Origin of the sequence: Clostridium sp. E02 (assembly GCF_003833015.1) — a bacterium.
Classification (GTDB): Bacteria; Bacillota; Clostridia; order Lachnospirales; family Lachnospiraceae; genus Lacrimispora.
In genome coordinates this window covers 64,545-87,386 of the sequence record NZ_RJLQ01000011.1, presented here as the reverse complement: position 1 = coordinate 87,386, position 22,842 = coordinate 64,545, and the positions used below count along the sequence as shown (strand labels likewise).

General features: G+C 39.9%; 22 protein-coding genes. 2 read left to right on the top strand and 20 right to left on the bottom strand.

The window, feature by feature from the left end:
• Positions 1-7: 7 nt before the first annotated feature.
• From nrdD to coaBC, 17 genes are all read right to left on the bottom strand, one after another.
• Positions 8-2,134 (bottom strand): anaerobic ribonucleoside-triphosphate reductase, encoded by a 2,127-nt coding sequence (gene nrdD, locus EFT72_RS09925; protein WP_347561871.1) that lies wholly within the window; start codon positions 2,132-2,134, stop codon positions 8-10.
• 117 nt (positions 2,135-2,251) lie between these two features.
• Positions 2,252-5,410 (bottom strand): SNF2 helicase associated domain-containing protein, encoded by a 3,159-nt coding sequence (locus tag EFT72_RS09920; protein ID WP_124066767.1) that lies wholly within the window; start codon positions 5,408-5,410, stop codon positions 2,252-2,254.
• Positions 5,411-5,433: 23 nt separating this feature from the next.
• Complete coding sequence (argS, locus tag EFT72_RS09915) at positions 5,434-7,203, bottom strand: arginine--tRNA ligase (RefSeq protein ID WP_124066766.1); 1,770 nt, start codon at positions 7,201-7,203, stop codon at positions 5,434-5,436.
• Between the two features lie 130 nt (positions 7,204-7,333).
• A complete protein-coding gene (efp, locus tag EFT72_RS09910) occupies positions 7,334-7,891 on the bottom strand; it encodes an elongation factor P (RefSeq protein WP_124066765.1) in 558 nt (185 codons plus the stop codon).
• A gap of 108 nt (positions 7,892-7,999) precedes the next feature.
• Positions 8,000-8,428, bottom strand: coding sequence for a type II 3-dehydroquinate dehydratase (gene aroQ / locus EFT72_RS09905; protein ID WP_124066764.1), 429 nt, complete (start codon positions 8,426-8,428; stop codon positions 8,000-8,002).
• 122 nt (positions 8,429-8,550) lie between these two features.
• The gene (locus EFT72_RS09900; protein ID WP_124066763.1) at positions 8,551-9,051 is read right to left on the bottom strand and encodes a YqeG family HAD IIIA-type phosphatase; all 501 of its coding nucleotides are present in this window, start codon (positions 9,049-9,051) and stop codon (positions 8,551-8,553) included.
• 7 nt (positions 9,052-9,058) lie between these two features.
• On the bottom strand, positions 9,059-9,511 hold the full coding sequence (gene nrdR / locus EFT72_RS09895) for a transcriptional regulator NrdR (RefSeq protein ID WP_124066762.1): 453 nt from the start codon (positions 9,509-9,511) through the stop codon (positions 9,059-9,061).
• 86 nt (positions 9,512-9,597) lie between these two features.
• Complete coding sequence (locus EFT72_RS09890) at positions 9,598-9,858, bottom strand: YlmC/YmxH family sporulation protein (protein ID WP_124066761.1); 261 nt, start codon at positions 9,856-9,858, stop codon at positions 9,598-9,600.
• Between the two features lie 48 nt (positions 9,859-9,906).
• Positions 9,907-10,734: a DUF975 family protein gene (locus tag EFT72_RS09885; protein ID WP_124066760.1), complete on the bottom strand. Its 828-nt coding sequence runs from the start codon at positions 10,732-10,734 to the stop codon at positions 9,907-9,909.
• Positions 10,731-11,114: a DUF4190 domain-containing protein gene (locus EFT72_RS09880; protein WP_124066759.1), complete on the bottom strand. Its 384-nt coding sequence runs from the start codon at positions 11,112-11,114 to the stop codon at positions 10,731-10,733. Before EFT72_RS09880 ends, EFT72_RS09885 begins: the two co-directional genes overlap by 4 nt.
• A 129-nt stretch (positions 11,115-11,243) precedes the next feature.
• The gene (locus EFT72_RS09875; RefSeq protein ID WP_124066758.1) at positions 11,244-12,140 is read right to left on the bottom strand and encodes a MetQ/NlpA family ABC transporter substrate-binding protein; all 897 of its coding nucleotides are present in this window, start codon (positions 12,138-12,140) and stop codon (positions 11,244-11,246) included.
• Between the two features lie 45 nt (positions 12,141-12,185).
• Positions 12,186-12,851 (bottom strand): methionine ABC transporter permease, encoded by a 666-nt coding sequence (locus tag EFT72_RS09870; RefSeq protein ID WP_124066757.1) that lies wholly within the window; start codon positions 12,849-12,851, stop codon positions 12,186-12,188.
• Positions 12,841-13,863: an ATP-binding cassette domain-containing protein gene (locus EFT72_RS09865; RefSeq protein WP_124066756.1), complete on the bottom strand. Its 1,023-nt coding sequence runs from the start codon at positions 13,861-13,863 to the stop codon at positions 12,841-12,843. Before EFT72_RS09865 ends, EFT72_RS09870 begins: the two co-directional genes overlap by 11 nt.
• A 386-nt stretch (positions 13,864-14,249) precedes the next feature.
• Positions 14,250-15,653 (bottom strand): dipeptidase PepV, encoded by a 1,404-nt coding sequence (gene pepV / locus EFT72_RS09860; protein WP_124066755.1) that lies wholly within the window; start codon positions 15,651-15,653, stop codon positions 14,250-14,252.
• A 15-nt stretch (positions 15,654-15,668) separates the two neighbouring features.
• Positions 15,669-16,121: a GatB/YqeY domain-containing protein gene (locus tag EFT72_RS09855; RefSeq protein WP_124066754.1), complete on the bottom strand. Its 453-nt coding sequence runs from the start codon at positions 16,119-16,121 to the stop codon at positions 15,669-15,671.
• 50 nt (positions 16,122-16,171) lie between these two features.
• Positions 16,172-17,761 (bottom strand): peptide chain release factor 3, encoded by a 1,590-nt coding sequence (locus EFT72_RS09850; RefSeq protein WP_124066753.1) that lies wholly within the window; start codon positions 17,759-17,761, stop codon positions 16,172-16,174.
• An 87-nt stretch (positions 17,762-17,848) separates the two neighbouring features.
• Positions 17,849-19,054, bottom strand: a complete 1,206-nt coding sequence (gene coaBC / locus EFT72_RS09845) for a bifunctional phosphopantothenoylcysteine decarboxylase/phosphopantothenate--cysteine ligase CoaBC (RefSeq protein ID WP_124066752.1) — start codon at positions 19,052-19,054, stop codon at positions 17,849-17,851.
• An 84-nt stretch (positions 19,055-19,138) separates the two neighbouring features.
• Here coaBC and EFT72_RS09840 point away from each other — a divergent pair, with 84 nt between their 5' ends.
• Both EFT72_RS09840 and sigG read left to right on the top strand, forming a co-directional pair.
• Positions 19,139-19,909 carry a type III pantothenate kinase gene (locus EFT72_RS09840; protein ID WP_124066751.1) on the top strand — a complete coding sequence of 257 codons (771 nt, stop codon included), beginning with the start codon at positions 19,139-19,141 and terminating at the stop codon, positions 19,907-19,909.
• 106 nt (positions 19,910-20,015) lie between these two features.
• Positions 20,016-20,792, top strand: coding sequence for an RNA polymerase sporulation sigma factor SigG (gene sigG / locus EFT72_RS09835; RefSeq protein ID WP_124066750.1), 777 nt, complete (start codon positions 20,016-20,018; stop codon positions 20,790-20,792).
• Between the two features lie 67 nt (positions 20,793-20,859).
• Here sigG and EFT72_RS09830 read toward each other — a convergent pair whose 3' ends face one another.
• From EFT72_RS09830 to EFT72_RS09820, 3 genes are read right to left on the bottom strand one after another with little or no spacing between them, the layout of a single operon-like run.
• Positions 20,860-20,940, bottom strand: a complete 81-nt coding sequence (locus EFT72_RS09830) for a DUF3298 domain-containing protein (protein ID WP_347561870.1) — start codon at positions 20,938-20,940, stop codon at positions 20,860-20,862.
• 19 nt (positions 20,941-20,959) lie between these two features.
• Positions 20,960-21,700, bottom strand: a complete 741-nt coding sequence (gene sigE, locus EFT72_RS09825; RefSeq protein WP_124066749.1) for an RNA polymerase sporulation sigma factor SigE — start codon at positions 21,698-21,700, stop codon at positions 20,960-20,962.
• Between the two features lie 29 nt (positions 21,701-21,729).
• Complete coding sequence (locus EFT72_RS09820) at positions 21,730-22,623, bottom strand: sigma-E processing peptidase SpoIIGA (RefSeq protein WP_124066748.1); 894 nt, start codon at positions 22,621-22,623, stop codon at positions 21,730-21,732.
• Between the last annotated feature and the right edge of the window lie 219 nt (positions 22,624-22,842).

The window sequence follows — 22,842 nt, the reverse complement described above, 5'->3', positions numbered from 1 at the left end:
ATACCTCCTACAGATGAAGAACTCTGGACTTGATTTCTTTGGTTTTTCCCGTATTCCAGAAATTCTCACCCAAGTATCCACAGGTTCTTCTGGTAACATTCATCCGGTTCTTATCCTTGTTATGACACTGCGGACATTCCCATTCCATATCATCGTTTATAATGATCTCTCCGTCAAATCCACACGCCTGACAATAATCGGACTTTGTATTAAATTCTGCATACTGAATGTTATCGTAGATGAATTTTACCACTTCTTCCATCGCTTCTAAGTTATGCTTCATATTAGGAACTTCTACGTATGAGATCGCACCACCGGAAGAAATCTCCTGGAATTTGCTTTCAAAGTTAAATTTACTAAAAGCGTCAATGTTCTCCCTTACATCCACATGATAGGAATTTGTGTAATAGCCTTTGTCTGTAACATCTTCAATGTTGCCAAAACGTTCCCTGTCTATTTTCGCAAACCGATAACAGAGAGACTCTGCAGGTGTTCCATATAATCCAAAGCCAAGACCAGTCTCTTTTTTCCAACGTTCTACCGCTTCACTCATATGATTCATAATACGAAGTGCAAACGCTTCTCCTTCTGGTTTTGTATGGCTGATTCCTTTCATCAGTTTCGTGGTTTCATAAAGACCGATGTAACCAAGTGAAATCGTAGAATACCCATTCTTAAGAAGAGGATCAATCGTTTCTCCTTTTTTTAGTCTGGCGATGGCACCATACTGCCAATGAATGGGGCTAACATCTGAAAGAGTTCCTTCCAGAGACTTATGTCTGCAAATCAAAGCCTCATAACATAATTCTAACCGCTCATCAAGAATCTTCCAGAACGTCTCTTCATCCTTTTTGGCAAGAATTCCGATCTGAGGCAGATTTAAACTGACAACACCCTGATTAAATCTTCCTTCAAACTTGTAATTCCCCTCCTCATCTTTCCATGTGGATAAGAAACTGCGGCAGCCCATACAACTAAACACATTTCCTTCGTAATTTTCCCGCATCTTTTTGGCAGAAATATAATCCGGATACATCCGTTTCGAAGAACATTTGACTGCAAGTTTTGTAATCGAATCATATCTTCCGCCTTTTAAGCAGTTGTTCTCATCAAGCACATAAATAAGCTTTGGAAATGCTGGAGTCACATAGACACCTGCCTCGTTCTTAATTCCTTCCAGTCTCTGACGTAAAATTTCTTCTACAATCAAGGCATTTTCCTCAATATATTCATCCTGTTCATCCAAAAACAAAAACAACGTAACAAACGGAGCTTGACCATTGGTCGTCATCAGTGTGTTGATCTGATACTGAATGGTCTGAACTCCTGATTTCAACTCGTCACGCAGACGAATGGAAGCCATCTTTTTTACCACTGCATCTGAAACTTCATTTTCGAACTCTTCCTGGATCTGTTTATAAAACTTTTGACTGCTTTTTCTTAAATACTTTCCCAGATGGCGAATGTCAACTGACTGACCTCCGTACTGGTTGCTGGCTACCGCTGCAATGATCTGTGTCATAACGGTACATGCGACTTGAAAACTCTTTGGACTTTCGATCATTTTTTCATTCATAACCGTGCCATTGTCTAACATATCTCCGATATTAATCAGACAACAGTTAAAAATTGGCTGTACGAAGTAATCTGCATCATGAAAATGGATTGCCCCCAATTCATGGGCAAGTGAAATATGTTCTGGTATCAACATTCTCTTTGTTAAATCCCTGGAAACCTCTCCAGCAATATAATCTCTCTGCGTCGAAGCCAGTATTGTATTTTTATTAGAGTTTTCTTCTGCAAGCTCTTTATTCTCGTTCTTAATTAATTTCAGTATAGACTCATCCGTGGTGTTTGCTTTCCGAAGCAATGCTCTCTGGTAACGGTATATGATATACTTTTTGGAAAGGGCGTACTTATTATGGTTAACAAGTCCACTCTCAATCATATCCTGAATGGATTCCACATTGATTACGTCTTCCTTGCGTTCCTCTACCTCATCGAGTATGACATTGATGATATCCTCGCCCACCTGCTCAGAATATCCCACTTCGGCATTGGCTTTTAAAATAGCTTTTACGATCTTATCTCTGTCATACTCCACAATTCTTCCGTCACGTTTTTGAACTTTAATCATTCTTGTCACCTTAACCTATTCTATATTTTGTATCTCGTATAACAAAAACACTACATATAGTGCTTTTATCATTATACACCACCCACGGAAAATGTAAAGAGTATTTTTTACACCCTATCTATTTTGTTCATCCAAAAGTCCCAGCAAATCATCTCGTGTCAAGTGACTAAAGGAGATGGTTCCCTCTGTTATAATCTGTTCAGCCAAATCTTTTTTAGACTCCTGCAGCTTTAATATATTATCTTCAATGGTCCCTTTGGTAATCAGTTTAAAAACGGTTACTTGTTTATCTTGTCCAATTCTGTAGGCACGGTCCGTGGCCTGATTTTGAGCGGCAACATTCCACCATGGATCAAAATGAATGACCATATCTGCAGCTGTTAAATTCAGCCCAGTACCACCCGCTTTTAACGAGATCAAAAAGAGAGGGATGTCATCATTTTTATACGACTGGACCATATGAAGCCGTTCTTCTTTCGGTGTAGCACCATTTAACATGTAATAAGGGATCTTCTCTTTTTTTAGTCTCTCGCCTATAATACTTAACATAGAGGTAAACTGGGAGAACAATAAAATTTTGTGTCCTCCCTCCACTCCATTCTTAATTAGGTCAAGGCAGGTTTCCAGTTTTGCGGATTGTCCAAGATAATTGCTATAACATAAGTGAGGATCACAGCAAATCTGCCTTAGTTTGGTCAATTCAGCAAGAATCTGAATCGTTTCCTTTCCACGAGATTCTCCCATATGTTCTAGTTCTTCTTTTAATCGAAACGCGTTGGCCATATACAATTCTTTCTGTTCTTTATCAAAAGCGGAGTAAAGGACAGTTTCCATCTTATCCGGCAGTTCTTTCAGTACATCCTTTTTCAACCTTCTTAAAATAAACGGGCCAATCAACCGGTGAAGGCTTGCAAGTACAGTCGGCTCTTTTTCCTTAACAATGGGAAGTTCATACTCCTTTTTAAACTTCCTGTAAGGAAATAAAAAGCCTGGCATCAGGTAATCAAATATACTCCAAAGTTCGGATAGCCTATTTTCAATTGGAGTACCAGTCAGTGCAAACCGACAATCAGCCTGAATGGTCTTTACTGCCTTTGCACTCTGTGTAGATGCATTTTTAATATACTGGGCTTCGTCAATGATCTCAAAACGAAATCTTATACTTTTATATCGGTCAATATCCCGTTTTACTAAATCATAAGATGTAATTAATACATCTGCATGATCTGAATTTTTAAGCTGCTCTTCTCTTTCTGCAGCTGTACCCGTAATCGTTTTAACCTTCAGGGAAGGTGCAAAGATTAAAACTTCATTCTCCCAGTTATAAACCAAAGAAGCTGGACATACAATCAAGGATGTGCTGGTTTTCTTTTTTTCTGCTTCATCAAGGAGGAGGGCAATCACCTGTATGGTTTTACCAAGTCCCATATCGTCTGCAAGAATTCCTCCAAATCCGTATTGGTCAAGTGTTTTCAGCCATCGGAATCCAGTTTTCTGATATCCCCTAAGAACCGAACGAAGAGACTCTGGAATTTCGAATTCACTGTCCTCTATGGATTTCATTCCTCGAACCATAGCCTTATAAATCTGGTCCCGATAGAATGTGACCCCACTCTCTTCCTTCAATAATCCGTCCAGGTAAACAGCCCTGTATTTTGGCAGACTAAACTGTTTCTTTTCAATGTCTATTTCATCAATGCCCATGCTGTGAATTAGATTTTCCACGGCAATCAGTCCTTGGTGATTCAAATTAATAAATGTTCCGTTTTTTAATCTGTAATATTTTTTCTTCTGTCTATATCCTTTTAACAGTTTAGAAAAATCCGATCCAGACAATCCTTCTGTATCCACATCAAGTTCCAGCCAGTTACCGGTACTTCTGACTCCAATTGATATTCTTGGCGGAGGGAGAACTTTTAGTTTCTGGAAAGCTTCCGAATAAAAGACCTCTCCCAGTGCCATAAATTCCTGCATTCCTTCCGTTAGCAGTCGATAAACCGCACCTTCATCCTCTTTGATGACTGGACAATCTGATTCATATTCTCTATACTTAAAATACTTAGCAATCAACTGACTGATGCGGAATTCTCCCGGAACATCTCTGCATATAGTACGTGGGACGTTCTCATCTGCAATTGGAGGAAAGGAATACGCTCCATAAGTTAGGGTTGGCCGCAATATAATCTCATCTGGATCTGTGATATCAAATTCAAACCGAGCCGTTAGCTCTTCTGGTTTGTATCCATCTAAATCCAGATCCCCGGAGTCAATGTTGCAAAAAGCCGCTATTTTCTTTAGCACCCGTTCGTAGAAAAGAGGCATATCTTTTTTACTGATTTCAGTCTCATAGCTGCTTCCATACCCATTCATCATTTGTGTGAGAAATACTCCCAGTGTCTCACTATAAGCCTCATTACAACAATGCAGGCACTGATTATCCGTGAGATAAATATGATGTACCCCTTCAAAAAACAGAATGCCCTTGTCAATGGATACCGACACTCCAGCAGCTCCTTTTCTTCTTATGGCAACTTCCAAATCTGGATTCTCAGCTGTAATAAGAAGCCTTTGCTTTCTACCTTTATAATCCTCAAAATCGATATTCTGTCCTTGTGTGATCAGAAAAAAACGGTCTCTGGCTGCTTTTGTTAAACTCAAGTAGCGAAGAACCGGTCTAGGAGAATAAGCACTTTTACTCATATGTTCATATTGCTCACAGGTGATATGAATCATCTCAAGTAAAAATTCCAGTAATGGCTGACTCTGCTTATCAAACGCAGAACGATTATGATGAAATGCCAGATTTTTGCCGTACTCTACATAGGTTCCATTTTCTACCGCATCTGCAAGTGCTGCGAGATCCCTTACAAGATAGAGACGTTCTCTCCCAAGCTTTGCCTCCAGTTTCACGTCTTTACGGGTAAGCAAAACGGTGATGGATAGTCTAATCTGTTCTTTTTGCTTTTCTCCCATAATTTGAGCGACTTCACGGTTGGTATACTCCCGTATCATCGCCCTTGCCTCGGTTGATGTGGTCACAGGCATGCCCTGGTTATCGGCTTCTTTCACCTGATGAGCCTTTAACAATTCTTTTACGTGAGGACACATCCCCCGGTAAGAGTTCCCCTGGTTGCAGGAACAAGAGTAGTCATATACTTGACTACCCTTGAGAAAAAGACTCGTTTGATATTGTTGCCCCTGATCCTCGACCAGAGCTTTGACGCCTGACTCACCTTTCCAAAAGGTATTTGTCGTCATCTGTGTTACTCTCATAACTCCTCACATTCATTTCCCATTTACATTCGTTCCGGTGCCTCAAGTCCCAGCACACCGATACAGGTTTCAAGTACTTCCTTTGTTAATCGAATCAGACCGACCCATGAGGCCTGCTGCCTCTTATCTTCTTCGGAAATAATCTTTGTATCGTGATAAAACCGGTTAAATCCATTGGCAAGTTCATATATATACTGGCACAACTTATGTGGAGCCAGTTCTTGAAAGGAAGTTTCCATCATCTCATTGTATCTGGACAGCAAAAGCATCAATTCTTTTTCCGCACTTGTTTTTGCTGTAAGAATTTTTTCTTCTCCCACATACTTCTCTTCAAGCGTCTGATATTTTGAAAGAATGGATTTAATTCTTACAATGGTATACAGAATATATGGCCCCGTATTCCCTTCAAACGATACAAAACGATCCATATCAAATACATAATCCTTGGATGCCTGATTCGAAAGATCTCCATATTTTAAGGCGGCTATTCCAACCAGCTTTGAGGTATTTCTTGCTTCTTCTTCTGTCACGGTCCGATTCTCTACAATCTTCTCGTATGCTGCCTGATTGATATCAGAGATCAAAGTTTCCAAACGCATAACTCCACCATCTCTTGTCTTAAACGGCTTCCCGTCTTTTCCGTTCATGGTTCCAAAACACAAATGAGACATTTTCCTGTCTTCCGGAACATAGCCTGCTTTTTTTGCTACCCGAAAAACCTGAACGAAATGAAGCTCCTGCCTCTTATCCGTAATATAGATATACCAGTCTGGTTTTATCTCTTTCTCCCGATCTAATATTGTACCCAGATCTGAGGTGGAATAAAGAGCAGCACCATCTGATTTTCTTATGATACACGGTGGAAGTTCTTTGGAATCTCCTTCCTGTGCAATGTCTACCACAAGTGCTCCCTGGCTTTCATATGCCAATCCTTTTTCTTCCAAATCCTTTATCAGCTCCGGTATGAAGGGTTCTGCATCGCTTTCCCCTTTCCATAAATCAAAGGTGACATTTAAATTGCCATAGTTCTTTTTCAAATCAGAAACAGAAACTTCCATGATGTGCTTCCAGACAGCACGATAAGGCTTGAAACCATTCTGCAGTCTTAATGTTGCCTCATGCGCCCGTTTATTAAATGTCTCATCTTCTTTGGATTTTTTACTTGCCGCAGGATAAATCTCCTCCAATTCACTGATTGTAAATGGAGCCTCCTTTGGATAATCGCCTTCATAGGATGGGTCAAAATAAGGAAGATCCGGTTTTCTGTCCTTTAGTTCCTCAATAATTAACCCCATCTGAAGACCCCAATCACCTAAATGGACATCTCCAATCACTTTATGTCCTAAATAACGACCCATTCTTTTAATGCTTTCCCCAATGATGGCAGAACGCAGATGTCCTACATGTAGTGGTTTTGCTACGTTAGCACCACCAAAATCTACGACAATCGTGTGTGCTCTCTCTGCCTTTTCACATCCACACTGATCCTCTTTTGCCATGCCGTTCATATAATCAGACAGATACTCTGCATTTAATCTCAGATTAATAAACCCAGGCATAACTGCATCAACTGTTGAAAACACATCATTTTCGTTTAATTTTTCCACCACTTCCGATGCAATATCAAACGGTTTCTTTTTATACGCCTTCGCTGCAGCCATGGCTCCGTTGCACTGGTACTCGCAAAGATCCGGGCGATTAGATAAAGTAACCTTTGCAAAGGTTTCATCATATCCACAAATTGTAAAAGCTGTCTTCATCTCTGCCGTAATTAAATCAAGAATCTTCTTCATCGGTTTCCGGTCTCCTTTTACTCCAGATATTTCTAAACTAAATACTAATTATATTACAATTGAATCAAAAAATCAAACGAATCATTAGAGAAAGAAAAAAGACCGGCTATCCGGTCCTTCTTTCCTTCGATTAAACTCTGGACAGGTATTCACCTGTACGTGTATCAATCTTAATCTTGTCCCCTTGATCAACGAATAAAGGAACATATACGATTGCTCCGGTTTCAACCGTAGCCGGTTTCGTCGCACCCTGAGATGTATCTCCCTTAAATCCTGGTTCTGTATCAGTTATCACCAGCTCCACAAATAATGGAGGTTCGATAGAGTATACGTTCCCATTGTAAGAACAAACCTTAACAATCTCATTCTCTTTCACAAACTTTAATGCATCTCCAATTACGTCAGGTGCTAATGCTACCTGCTCATAAGTATTCATATCCATAAAGTTATGAAGATCTCCGTCGGCATACAGATACTGCATGTCAAATCTTTCGATTCTAGCCTGTGGGAACTTCTCTGTCGGGCGGAATGTGCGCTCTGTAACACCACCGTTTAGCACATCTTTTATCTTAGTCCTGACGAACGCCGCACCCTTTCCAGGTTTAACGTGCTGGAACTCCATAATCTGATATACAGTACCATCAACCTCCATTGTGATACCGTTTCTAAAATCACCCGCTGATATCATAAATGATATTCCTCCTTGAAATTCTGTTCTTAATCTTTTCTATTTTATACTAAAATAAATGCATTTTCAACCATTATTTGCAAATTAGTCCTTACTCTTCGGTTAAATCTACTTTCCTGTGAGATAATCCATGGCAAGAAAGTAGCCTTTTAAGCCTAAACCAACCACTTGACCTGTGCAAACAGGAGCCGTGACGGAATTATGGCGGAATTCTTCCCGTTTATGCACATTAGAGATGTGAACTTCGATTTTAGGAATCTCTACAGATCCCAACGCATCTCGCACAGCATAACTATAATGGGTAAAAGCACCCGGATTAATGATTATCCCTTCTGTGCCATTATGATGTGCTTCCTGAATTTTATCAATCAGACCACCTTCATAATTACTTTGAAACACCTCTATTTGATGACCTTCCTGTTTGGCTTTTTTAAGCAGCTGGTCCACCAGTGACTTATAGTCTTCCGTTCCATAGATTCCTTTTTCTCGTATCCCCAGAAAATTGATATTCGGTCCATTGATTACCAATAATTTCATAATCTGTTTCCGCCTTTCCTGTCAAAGTGTAAATTTGCTATTGACCGACTTGTCCAGATCATAACTTTAGTATGCCCATAACAAGATTCTTTACCCATATTGTCATTCATTTGATCTGTAATTTAGTTTCTTTTTTTTCGGTAAAAATAAAGTACCAACCCTTCTAAATAGCGTTTGAGAACGATCTGAATCTCTTCCTTCGGGTGAATCGGTTTTACTAAAACACTATAGATTCCAGTTCTTTTGGCTCCATATACATCTGTAAACAGCTGATCCCCTATAAATACCGTATTGGAGGGATTGGTTCCCATCAGATTCATGGCTTTTCGATACCCTTTTTTCCCTGGCTTGTTTCCATTATAAATATACTTTAAACTACCTGCATCCAGGGCAAAAGAAGAAACACGTGGTTCCTTATTGTTGGATAGAAGGCAGGTTTCCATACCAAGGTTATGGAGACGAACAAACAACTTCTTTGCCCTGTCATCTGGTGGTGCTCCATGAGGTGCTAAGGTATTATCAACATCAAAAATGATACCCCTGATTCCTTTTTGGTAAAATTCCTCAAAGGGTATTTCATACGCGGACTCCACGTCTTCGTCTGGATAAAATAATCGAAACATAATTCTCCTACTTCTTTAATAATTTTCCTAATTCTTCCATAAAAGTATTTACATCTTTAAATTCTCGGTATACAGAAGCAAATCGGACATAAGCTACTTCATCCACATCCTGCAGTTTCTGCATTACCAGTTCACCAATCACTGTACTTTCTACTTCTTTCTCTTCCCGGTTAAAAACCTGGGTTTCTACCTCATCAACCATGGAATCTATCTGTTGGGATGAAACGGGACGCTTATGGCAAGAATGTAAAACACCAGATTCTATCTTAGAACGGTCATAAACTTCTCTGGAATTATCTTTCTTTATTACCATGAGAGGCATGGTCTCCAACTTCTCATAAGTAGTAAAACGCTTTCCGCACTTTTCACATTGTCTGCGGCGCCGGATCGAACTATTGTCTTCTGCCGGTCTGGAATCTATGACCTTTGTATCTGCTTCGTTGCAAAATGGACATTTCACGCCTCGGAACCTCCTGTCTTACGGATTGTAACTAATTTTATGTATATCATAACTTACAATCCCAAGATTCGCAAGTCAATAATGGATTAAATCCCACATTTTTCCGTCGCCTTATCCAAATCCACATTTACAAGAATAATATCCGGTCCTACCTGCCTGATATCACAAAAAGGAATTATATACTCCCTCTCCCGAACTAAAAAACCACAAAAACAACCAGGTCCGGGTACAATGATGGCAAGTAGACAGCCAGTATCCATGTCAAAATCCACGTCACCGACATAACCGAGGCGTCTGCAGTCACAGATATTAATCACTTCTTTTTGCTTGAGATCACAAATGCGCATAGTTACACCTCCTATAGTGTATTCTATGCGCACATAATTCCCGTGACACTACTCTGTTACAGAATAATTGGCTTGCATTTCTTCATAGGTTTGACCCTCAAAACCGGAGGATACCGACGTCAGTTCTGGTTTCAAATCCTGATAAAATTCTACAAGGGTTGCCCGAATATAAGGGAAAATCCATAGAAACCCAATATAAAACGAAGCATATCCAAGTAAAATCATCCCCATAAAACTCAAAGAAATATAAAACAACCGCCCCTTATTCCCTTTCATTATCTCGATGCTCTCCTTGATACAAGAAACGATCTTTTTATCTGGAGAGTCAAGCATAACGAAAAAACTTTGGGATAAATAAAGAGATGTAAGAATTGTCCCAACCGCCATAAGTATGTATGTAGCAATCAGCATCACAATCATAACTGGTATAAAATCAGTAATCACGCACACCACTAGTACCACCAGATACGGAATCACCCATAAAAATGATATCACAGCGACAAGAGCATAAAGGCCTAAAAACTTAAGTGGTTTATTCTTAAAACCATAGAATAAATCATTCAGCTTTGCTTTGTTCCCAGAACTTATATTCATATATATTTTTAAAATTCCAGGTGAAAAAATCCCCATAACAACAACTAGTAAAAGGGTGAAAAATATTGAAAATAAAATGATCATTAACATTTCTGATCCCATGGGTACTTCTAGAGAAAGATGATCTCCTATTAAGCTAAGCACAATTACACCTAAAAATAGAAACATATAGAATGCAAATATCACACCGCCTATAATAAATTCTACACCGATACACAAACCATAATTACCTTTAAGATTTCGTTTCGCACGTTTTTTCAACTCACCTGACGAGCTTTTCATTCGTATATACCTCCAATGTGACGGACTAAGGAAAGAAAAATGGCTGCAAAAATAACCACGATTACAAGGGCAAATGCAATAATTGATGTGATTAGTCCTGCTTTTGCATATTTATCAAAGCGCCCCTCTGTTCTGGATAACAGAGCAAACAAAATACCAAGACTTCCAAAGATTAAACCACCGTAACAACAACAGGAAGTAACAATACCTATGATTCCCATGACAAGAGAAGCAAGTGCCATATTATTCTGTGTTTCTTGTGGCTGTTCATATGTATGTTTGTTATATTCAGGTTCAACCAAAGGAAGCGGATCCGGTTGGTTCTCCTCCATCTGGTTATTTTCTATCTGGTTATTTTCTATCTGGTTATTTTCATCCATAATTAATTAACTCCTTTTTCATAATGTAACCATTATACAATAGTTCGTCTTGATTGTAAATTTAAGTTTTTGATTTAGAACAAAAAACAGGACAAAAGTAAAAAACACTTTTGTCCTGATATTAATCATTTAGAAAGAAGGAACTACAGAACCCTCATAGGTTTCTTCCATATAAGTTTTAACTGTGTCACTCGTCAAAGCCTCTACAAGAACTTTGGTCTTCTCGCTTGTCTCTTCTCCTTTGCGAACTGCAATGATATTGCTATAACGAGCCGCCGCTGTAGACTTTGCGTCTTCAACTGCCAATGCGTCGGATACTTTCAAACCAGCTTCAATGGCATAATTTCCATTAATAACTGCAATATCTACATCTCCTAGAGAACGGGGAAGCTGTGCTGCCTCAACTTCTGTAATCTTAAAGTTTTCATCATTTTTTATAATATCATTTTTTGTTGCATTTAGCTCTACTCCATCTTTTAATTCAATCAATCCATTGTCCGCTAGAAGTAAAAGTGCTCTTGCTTCATTGGACACATCATTGGGAACTGCAATCTGTGCCCCTTCTTTTAAATCAGCCAAAGATTTGCTTTTTCCAGCATAAATTCCAAATGGCTCATAATGAATGGAAGCTGCACTCACCAGATCCGTTCCTTTTTCTTCATTAAACTGATCTAAATATGGCTGATGCTGAAAATAGTTAGCATCTAAATCTCCCGAATCCAGCGCGAGATTTGGCTGTACATAATCAGTGTACTCTTTAATTACCAAATCATATCCTTTTTCTTTTAATACTTCTTTTGCTGCCTTTAAGATCTCTGCATGAGGAGAGGGAGATGCTCCCACAACGATCGTTTCTAAATCGCCTGTTTCCTCTGCTTTGGTCTCTGTCTTTTCGTCAGCAGCCGTTGTCGTTTCTTCCTCTTCCTGTTTCGCTGTTTTCACAGGTGTTTCTTTCGCGCCTGAGCAAGCCGTCAGGGAACCTGCCAAAAGAAGAGCGGCCAGAATAACATAATTCGTTTTTTTCATAATTTATTCCTCCTTCATATTTATATAATATGGCAATCGCCAATACTACCGAATTCTTTTATCACTGATTTTGGATAATTTCATACCGGATTCTTGTATAATCTGGAAGATAATCACCAGAATTGCTACTGTGACAAACATCATGTTCATCTGATACCGATAGTAACCATATTTAATCGCAATATCACCCAATCCACCGCCACCAACAAAACCTGCCATAGCCGAATAAGCCAAAATAGTGGTAACCGATAACGCTCCTCCTACTAAAAGAGAAGGTTTTGCTTCTGGCAAAAGAACTTTCCATATAATTTGAAGAGTCGAAGCTCCCATGGATTTTGCTGCTTCAATCACCCCTGCATCCACTTCCTTAAAGGAAGATTCCACCACCCGAGCTACATAAGGGAAAGAAGCAATCACGAGCGGCGGAATGACTGCAGTTGCTCCTAGCGTGGTACCAACGATTGCTCTGGTGATTGGAAGTACCATGATAAGTAAAATAATAAAGGGAACAGACCGAAGAAGGTTTATAATCAAACCTAGAATTCGTTGAAACCAAGGAACCGGATAAATCCCATCCTTATCCATCACAATCAACATAATTCCCAAGGGGATACCAATTAAGTAGGCAAATAGGGAGGATGCAAATGTCATATACAAAGACTCCCAGATTCCTGTCTTTAACATTTCGATCGTAGCTGCATCAAAGGTCATAATCCTTCACCTCCTCAAAAGTAATTTTTGCTGTTTTCAAATAATTCAGAACACGATTTTGATCCATCTCTTCCTCCGGAAGCTGTATTACCATCTGTCCTAATGCAGTCCCATTAATATCTCTTGTCTCTGCGTGCATAATATTAACCGGAACCTTACAGGCTAAAATCAGATTAGAGAGAACGGGTTCAGAAGAAGAACGTCCATCAAAGGAAATCCGGATTCGCTTAGAACCCCCGAAACGAATTGCCTGTTCCCCTGCCTCTCCTAATATAAGCTGTCTTCCAATTCTGGATTTGGGCTCTGAAAAGATATCAGCAACATTCCCGGCTTCTGCGATATGACTCTGATCAATGATAGCCACACGATCACAAATGGATTCAATTACAGACATCTCATGAGTGATGATTACTACAGTTACACCCATGTTTTTGTTGATTTCTTTTAAAAGTGCTAATATAGACTTCGTAGTATTCGGGTCCAGGGCACTGGTTGCTTCATCACAAAGAAGGATTTTGGGATTGCTCGCCAATGCTCTGGCTATGGCAACTCTCTGCTTCTGACCTCCTGATAACTGGGACGGATATGCTTTCGCCCTATCCTCTAATCCTACCAACTCTAAGAGTTCCGTCGCTCTTTTAATGGCCTTATCCTTCGAAATATTTGCAATTTCCAATGGAAAACAAACATTTTGGATTACATTTCTCTGCGCTAAAAGATTAAACTGTTGGAAGATCATCCCCATAGACCGTCTTGCCAACCTCCGTCGACGAGATGTCATATCCGTAAGGCTTTGATTTTCAAACAATACTTTTCCTGATGTAGGAACTTCCAGATAATTAATACAACGAACTAATGTACTTTTACCGGCTCCACTCAAACCGATGATCCCGAATATCTCACCTTTTTCAATGGAAAGATTAATATCATCCAAAGCTGTAATCGGGCCATTAGAAGTCAAAAACTCTTTCCCCAGTCCAACCAGCTGAATAATTGGTTCTGCTGTCTGCATGTGTCTGTTTCCTTTCTTTTAAGTACATGAAAGAATCCCCTATAGGGATTTATCACTTTACCAAAAAAGCCGCAAGCCCTGTACAGACTTGCGACTTAATAATCTCCGCAAATTGCCGTTCCCAGCGAACTCATATCACAAACCTTACAAATGAATTTCTTTATGGTGTTTTTACATACTTTAACATGCAGCACATCATCCGACACATGCCATATCTGCAATCCATATTTATCTTATTCATCTGCATCGTATTCGATTGGTTCATGGCAACTGACTCCTCCCCTGATTCCTACAGAAAAAGTAGGAATCACTTTGTTAGGCGTATTTTAAGCTTTCTGCACCTTTTTGTCAATCGTTTTTTGATTTAATTTGCCAGACAAACATCATTATGAACAAAGATCCACAATTACCTGAGCAAAAATCTTTGCACTTATAATCAGTTCATCGATTACCGCATACTCATCCGCTCCGTGCATACGATTATCTGTTTCCGGCATGGACGCTCCAAACGCAACTCCATTTTTCAGATCATGAACATAGGTTCCTCCGCCCATGGACACACATTCTCCTTTTCTGCCAGTATAGGTTTCATATGCAGCCAAAAGCGTATGAACAAACTGAGACTCTCCATCTACATGATGAGGTGCTCTCATAGAATCATTGGTTAAAGTAAATCCTTGTTCCATCATGTTCTTTCTTACTGTTTCCAGCACGTTCTCCTTTGTTGCACAAATAGGACAGCGGCTGTCAAACGTTCCCTCAAGAGAGGACTCCGTTACTTCCAGTAAGCTAAATGCCAGCGTTAATTCTCCTGAAACCTCATCACTCATGGCGATCCCAAGCGCTTTTCCTCTTGTATCACCGTGAGGAATCAAGGTAAGAAGTTTCCGCAATGTTGCCACCTGTTCACACTCTGCCAAGGGTAATTTCGTTAAAAAGACCAGTAAACCGGTCAATGCATTGTTCCCTTCCTCCGGTAAAGAGGCATGAGCCCCTTCTCCGATGGCCGTTATCGTAGCATTTTCTCCCTTAGTTTCCAGTTCGAACCGGATACCAGTTTCTTTTTCGCAATCTGAAGCGGCTTTTCTTAGCGCAGTCTCTTCCACACCTGCAACCACAGCACTTACCTTACCAGGCACAACATTAACCTTGACTCCAGCTTTTAAACTTACCAGTCTTGGCATTGCCGTAGATGGCGCATAGGATGCCGTAAAATGGCCATTTAATCCACCTTTTTCCGTATTCACTACTGGAAACGAACCGTCAGGAGAAAAGGTCATAGGAGCTTCTTTTTCAACGGCATAATAATGTTCGATATCGGAACTTCCACATTCTTCATCTGTTCCAAGAATCAAACGAATGTTTTTTGATAACGGTATTTTTAATTCTTTGACTGCCCTCATGGCATAAAGACCTGCCACTGCTGGTCCTTTATCATCCGAAGTCCCCCTGCCGAATAACTTATTATCTTTCACCACTGGTTCAAAGGGGGTTGTCACCTTCCAGCCTTCTCCTGCAGGAACCACATCAAGATGTGCCAGAATATCAAGCTGATGGGGCTTATCGTTGATATCCACAGTCCCTACATAGTTATCATAATTGGTAATGGAGAATCCATAAGATTCAGCCATTGAAAGAGCTTCTTGTAACGCTTCAAAGGCTCCTGGCCCAAAAGGCATCCCCTCTTTATAAGGCATCTTCTCACTATTGATTCTGCATAGCGTACAGATATCTTCAATCATCTCTTGCTTATGCGCATCGATATATTCTTCAATTTCCTTCTTATACATAAATCATTCCCCCTTTTATTTCATCATGCTCGCTAGTATCTCGTTTACCACCTTACCATCTGCTTTTCCTTTTACTTTTGGCATAAGTACTTTCATGATTTTCCCTTTGTCAGACGGGGACGGAATCTCAATTCCCAACTCAAAAAGAACTGAATCTATAACTGCTTTAATCTCCGCTACGCCCATATCCTCTGGAGCAAATTCTTTATAAACAGAGATTCGAAATGCTGCTTCCTCTCGGATTTCCGTACGATCTTCTGGTGCCTGATCATGCGTCTCTTGCGTTTGTCTGATCTCTTTTTTTACGACTGCATTGGCTTCTTCTTCTGTAATTGGAGTATGGTCCTTCTTGTCGATTTCGAAATTTTTAAGAGCCGAAAGAAGCATGGATAACGCCTCTTTTTTAGGCTTGTCTTTCGCCTTCATTGCCACTACCATCGCCTGTCTTACTTCATCAATCTTACTCATAGTCTGCTGCCTCCTTTTCATTTTCCATCCCTTACTATGACTTGTGAATTTTAATTGTGTCCAAATTCAGAAAGCCTTAGTTCTGGGTTACGTTCCAACACCATGTTAATACTCCAGCTATTGACGAATAAAAGCAATGGACTGTCTTTTAAATCCTTGATACGCTTCATATCCGAAGTTCCCTGGATTTTTTTTACATCAATTTCATCTTTATTTTCTACCCAACGAATGTATTCATAAGGGAGTTTTTCAAGCTTTACTTCTACGTTGTATTCATTCTCCAAACGATATGTGAGTACTTCGAACTGCAGTTCACCGACTACTCCCACAATAATTTCTTCCATTCCTGTGTTAAATTCCTGGAAAATCTGAATGGCACCTTCCTGTGCAATCTGATTGACTCCTTTTAAAAACTGCTTCCGTTTCATGGTGTCCATCTGTCTAACTCTGGCAAAATGCTCCGGTGCAAACGTTGGGATTCCTTCGTATTCAAACCTATCATTGGATTTACAAAGGGTATCTCCAATGGAAAATATACCAGGATCGAACACACCAATAATATCCCCCGCATACGCAGTTTCTACTATCTTACGATCCTGAGCCATCATCTGCTGAGGTTGGGAAAGCCGAAGTTTTTTCCCTCCCTGTACATGAAAGACTTCCATGCCAGCATCAAATCTGCCGGAAACAATCCTCATAAAGGCAATTCGATCTCTGTGGGCTTTGTTCATGTTTGCCTGTATCTTAAAGACAAAAGCAGAGAAGTTTTCTTCAAAAGGATCCACAACTCCTGTTGTAGTCAATCTTGGCAAAGGAGAAGTCGTCATCTGAAGAAAATGCTGTAAAAATGTCTCAACACCAAAATTAGTCAGTGCCGAGCCAAAAAATACGGGAGAAAGCTCACCCTTGTTAACACGATCCATATCCATCTCATCACTGGCACCATCTAAAAGTTCAATTTCCTCTATCAACTGTCTATGTTGACTTTCACCGATCATTTCATCCACCTGCTTATCTCCAAGCTGAACTTCCAATGATTCTACTTCTTTCTGTCCATTCATGGTGGCACGATAAGTTGTTATGGTTTCTCTATGCCGGTCATACACGCCTTTAAAGTCTCTCCCGCATCCAATAGGCCAATTCACCGGACAAGTACGGATTCCTAAGACATCTTCAATCTCATCCATCAACTCAAACGGATCTTTTGCCTCTCGATCCATCTTGTTAATAAATGTAAAAATAGGAATATGCCGCATTACACATACCTTAAAAAGCTTGATGGTCTGTGCCTCCACACCCCTAGAACCGTCGATCACCATAACAGCCGAATCCGCAGCCATTAAAGTACGGTACGTATCCTCCGAGAAATCTTGATGTCCCGGTGTGTCCAGGATATTAATGCAGTATCCGTCATAATTAAACTGTAAAACAGAAGAGGTTACGGAAATTCCCCTCTCCTTTTCAATCTCCATCCAGTCAGATACTGCATGCTTTGCTGCTTTTCTGCCTTTGACCGAACCTGCCAGATTGATTGCACCTCCATAGAGAAGAAATTTCTCTGTCAATGTCGTTTTACCGGCATCTGGATGGGAAATAATGGCAAATGTTCTTCTCTTTTTTATTTCGTCCGCTATATTCACAAAAATAGTTCCTCCAATTATACGTCTAGATCTTGTCTATTGTAGTATGATTTTAACCATTCGTCAAGATTCTATCTACTATAACGGTCATTGGGATGACTTAGATTTTAAAGAAAATATTTCTTTTAGTAAATAGTGAGCCACTTCTTCTTTCGTCATTTTTTCAAGAGATGTTTCTTTTTCCCTTGTAATTATAGTGACAACATTGGTATCTGTCCCAAATCCAGCACCCTGAACTTTTAAATTATTCGCCACCATCATATCAATATGTTTCTTATCCAACTTTCCTCTGGAGTTTTCCAACATGTTCTGGGTTTCCATTGAAAAACCGCACAAAAATAATCCCGGTTTTCTGTGTTCTCCCAGCCATTTCAGTATATCATCTGTGCGCTCTAGTTCTAGCGTCAAATCCCCTTCTTTTTTCTTGTTCTTTTCTGTACTAACCTGTTTGGGCCGATAATCTGCTACCGCCGCAGCTTTGATCACGGCATCCTGATCCAAAGCATGTTCTGTTACAGCTTCAAACATTTCTTTTGCACTTTCCACTCTTAACACCTTAACAAATAAAGGGGTTGGCACCTCTGTTTTTCCCGTAACGAGTGTTACCTCAGCACCTCGTAACGATGCGGCTCTGGCAATGGCATATCCCATCTTACCAGTGGAATGATTTGTAAGAAAACGCACTGGATCAATGGCTTCTCTGGTAGGACCTGCAGTGACCAAAATCTTTTTTCCAATCAGATCTTTCCCATAGGCTGCTTCTCGTTCAATGTATGAATAAAGTGTCTCTGGCTCTGGCATCTTTCCTGCCCCAGTGTCTCCACATGCCAGATACCCAAACGCTGGATCGATCACTTCCATCCCATAAGACTGACAAATCTTAATGTTATCTTGTACAATGGGGTTGTTGTACATATTGGTATTCATGGCCGGTGCAATGAACTTTTTGCACTTACATGCAAGTACAGTTGTTGTGAGCATATCATCCGCTAGTCCATGAGCAAGTTTGGCAATCACATTGGCACTGGCTGGTGCCACCATAACCAAGTCTGCGGTCTTTGCGACAGATACATGTTCCACGTTAAATTGAAAATTCCGGTCAAAGGTATCCACAAGACACTTGTTTCCGGTCAATGTTTCAAAGGTGATGGGATTAATAAAATTGGCAGCATTTCTAGTCATGAGTACTTGTACATGGCAGCCTTTTTTCACTAGCATGCTGGCTAGTCCAGCAATCTTATAAGCAGCAATGCTTCCGGTAACTCCTAAAATAATATTTTTTCCTTTTAGCATAAACGCCTCCCGTTGTTTTTCCTTGTAAAATATGATATTCTACAGTATAGCATAAGAAAAAAAGGTTGGAAAGGAGTTCCCTCTATGATTTTAGCGATCGACGTCGGAAACAGCCACATCATCATTGGAGGCATTGACAATTCCAGAACTTACTTTGTAGAACGGGTAGCCACTGATCACACAAAGACAGAATTTGAATATGCCGTCAATATTAAGAATGTGATGGAGATCCATCAGCTGCCCATTCCTTTTATTGAGGGAGCGATTGTCTCATCCGTAGTTCCTCCACTTACCGATATTCTTATTTCGGCAGTGAAAAAATCAACAAAAATCACACCCATGCTGGTAGGTTCCGGTATGAAAACAGGTTTAAACATTAAAATGGACAATCCAAAATCAGTGGGCAGTGATTTAATTGTGAATGCCGTTGCAGCTATAAAAGAATATACGGCTCCTATCATCGTTATCTATATGGGAACTGCCACCACAATCTCCGTGATTGATCAAAAAGGAGATTATATTGGTGGTATTATTTTTCCAGGGCTTCGGGTTTCCTTGGACTCACTAAGCAGCCAGGCCGCTCAGCTTCCACTCATCGGTTTAGACAAACCAGAACAAATAATTGGTAAAAATACGAATGATTGTATGAAAAACGGGATTCTTTATGGGAATGCCGCAATGATAGATGGTATCATTGACCAGATGGAGAAAGAATTAAACGCAAAAGCAAGTTTGATTGCTACTGGTGAATTGACCGCCTCTGTACTACCACTCTGTACACATAAAATTCGTTACGATGATACCCTTTTATTAAAAGGCCTGCTGATTTTATACGAAAAAAACAGGAAAATTTAAACCGACCAAAAACTGGAAATAAATTTTATTTCCGGTATCGTATAAAAGCCCTCGAATGAGTACATCATTTCTTTATGAGCTAAAAAAATGATGCGGAGGGAAAGATATGTCTGGATACAAAGTAGAGATTTGTGGCGTCAATACTTCCAAACTGCCTCTTCTGAGCAATGAAGAGAAGGAAGTCCTGTTCAAACGGATTTTAAATGGGGATAAAAAAGCCAGAGAAGATTACATCAAGGGAAACTTAAGACTGGTTCTCAGCGTCATACAACGTTTTACAGGCAGTAGTGAAAACGTGGACGATTTGTTTCAAATTGGCTGCATTGGTCTTATTAAAGCCATCGATAATTTTGATATTACGCAAAACGTCCGGTTCTCCACCTATGCAGTACCCATGATACTTGGGGAAGTTCGGCGTTATCTTAGGGATAACAATTCTATTCGCGTCAGCCGATCTCTGCGTGACACTGCTTACAAAGCCATATATGCCAAAGAAAATTTAATGAAGCGGAACTTAAAAGAGCCAACGCTTATGGAAATCTCTGATGAAATCGGGGTCAGCAAGGAAGCTATAACCTATGCACTCGATGCCATACAAAGCCCTGTGAGTTTATACGAACCAGTCTATTCGGATGGCGGCGATCCTCTCTTTGTCATGGACCAAATTAGTGACAAGAAAAATTTGGAAGAGAATTGGGTTGAAGATATTTCCTTAAATGAAGCCATGTGCAGACTTCCTGAACGGGAACGCCATATCATTGATATGAGGTTTTTCGAAGGAAAAACCCAGACGGAAGTCGCAGATGAGATTCATATCAGCCAGGCGCAAGTCAGTCGTCTGGAAAAGAATGCATTAAAAACAATGAAGAGTTATCTCTCATAGGAATCATTCTACCAGATATATCCATAACATAAGCCCACCTTTTACAAGGCAGGCTTAGCTTACATAATTAGAATTCTGTGACAGACTTTGGTATTGTAAATTCCACTGTCCCCATGTATCCAGGTGCTGCTTCATATTCATCAAACACAATAACAAGCTCCCCGTATTTATTCGAACCGCACTATCTCTTTTTTCAGTCGTTTCATGATTTTCTTTTCCAGTCTTGATATGTAAGACTGTGAGATTCCCAATAGATCAGCTACTTCTTTTTGGGTCATCTCCTCTCCATCTACATCAGTCAGACCAAAACGAAGTTCCACAATTTTTCGTTCTCTAGGATTTAGATGGCTGATTGCTGTATTTAAAAGATTCCGTTCCACCTCAGTTTCCAAGTCTTTATAAATCACATCTTCATCAGTACCAAGAATATCTGATAAAAGAAGTTCATTCCCATCCCAGTCTACATTTAGCGGTTCATCAATAGAAACTTCCATTTTGGTCTTATTATTTCGTCTAAGATACATAAGAATCTCATTCTCAATGCACCGGGAAGCATACGTTGCCAATTTAATGTTTTTCTCCGGATTAAACGTATTAATGGCTTTGATTAGCCCAATGGTTCCAATGGATATTAAATCTTCTACCCCAACGCTGGTATTATCAAACTTTTTTGCAATATATACTACAAGCCGAAGATTGTGCTCAATCAATTCAGACTTTGCGTTCTGGTCATCATCCCCTCCCAGCAAAGCTATTGTCTGTGCTTCTCTTACGCTGTCAAGTGGTGGTGGCAGTATATCTGCCCCTCCGATGTAATGGACCTCCCCCTGAGACGGCATCATCAGCGTTCTAAATGTCGGAATTGCCTTAAACTGAAAACGATTTGGTACGGATACTTTTATAATCATGTCGATCCTCTCTCCTTTACATCATAGATTCATTCCTCATGCAACAACATCTGATATTCTCCTTTTCCGGATAACGTCTTTTTACAGACAGCAATCAGAGGTTTTTTAATTACTTTCACTACATCCCCTTGCCGAATTTCCATCTCATCAAGAAAGATGCCTGGCATCATGCCACTGGTTTTTCCTACACTTCCAAAGGGGATATAAATAACTTCTGACACACTTTCACAAAGCTCCTTAACCGCCTCATAAGTCACAACATGGACGGGTTTGCGGCTTACCGGTTCATACAAACGGTTTCCTGTATCAAGAAGAGCAGTCACCTTTTTTTCCTTTCCTTTATAATGCATTGTGACTTCGTAAAAATTACTCTTTTCTTTCATCATTGGAAGAATCCACCTCAAAAGGGCTCGGATTCCAAAGTATGTACCTGCCGCAAGAAAAATCAACCGGTAAAAAGGAATCGCTCCCTGACCATTTCCCCTAAGAATTTGTTCTATATAATAACCAGCCTTCGTATGTTGGTATAGGGCAGACATGATTCCCCCTATTACCAGTGCAGAAAGATAAAGAGCAGATACCGCTTTCCCGATCTCCTTCGGTTTTTTTAAGTTGAAGGCAGTTATCACCATTAGAATACTTATCACAAAATAGGTCATTATCATTTCCACAATTTGGGGAAATATGGGAAATGCAGTGACAATAACAGCCCACACCGCTCCCAAAGCTGATCCCAGAATAATCCTCCACCGGATCATAGGATACTTCATTCCACGTCTTACGATAGACAATATGAATAAATCCATGATAAAGTTGACCAAGAACAATACATCTATGTACAGGTTTATTTCCGTTGCTGCATTCACCTCCTGCCCTGTACGAACATTATATCTAGTATTCCTTTCAGAATTTGTCAAAACCATGAGGTTAATTCCTGTTTTTCATCGTCTTTTTCCATCCTGCTATGTCAGATTTCGACATGAAAGATCAGGCTTTATCTACTCATTTTTCCATTTTATTTTAAGGTAAAAAAAAGAAACAAAAAAAAAGAGAGCTTCCCCCACCCAGTTAATAGCAAAAAACAGCCAAACACGGATTTTTACCGTGTTCGACTGTTTTTTCTGTTCCATTTAAATTGTCGA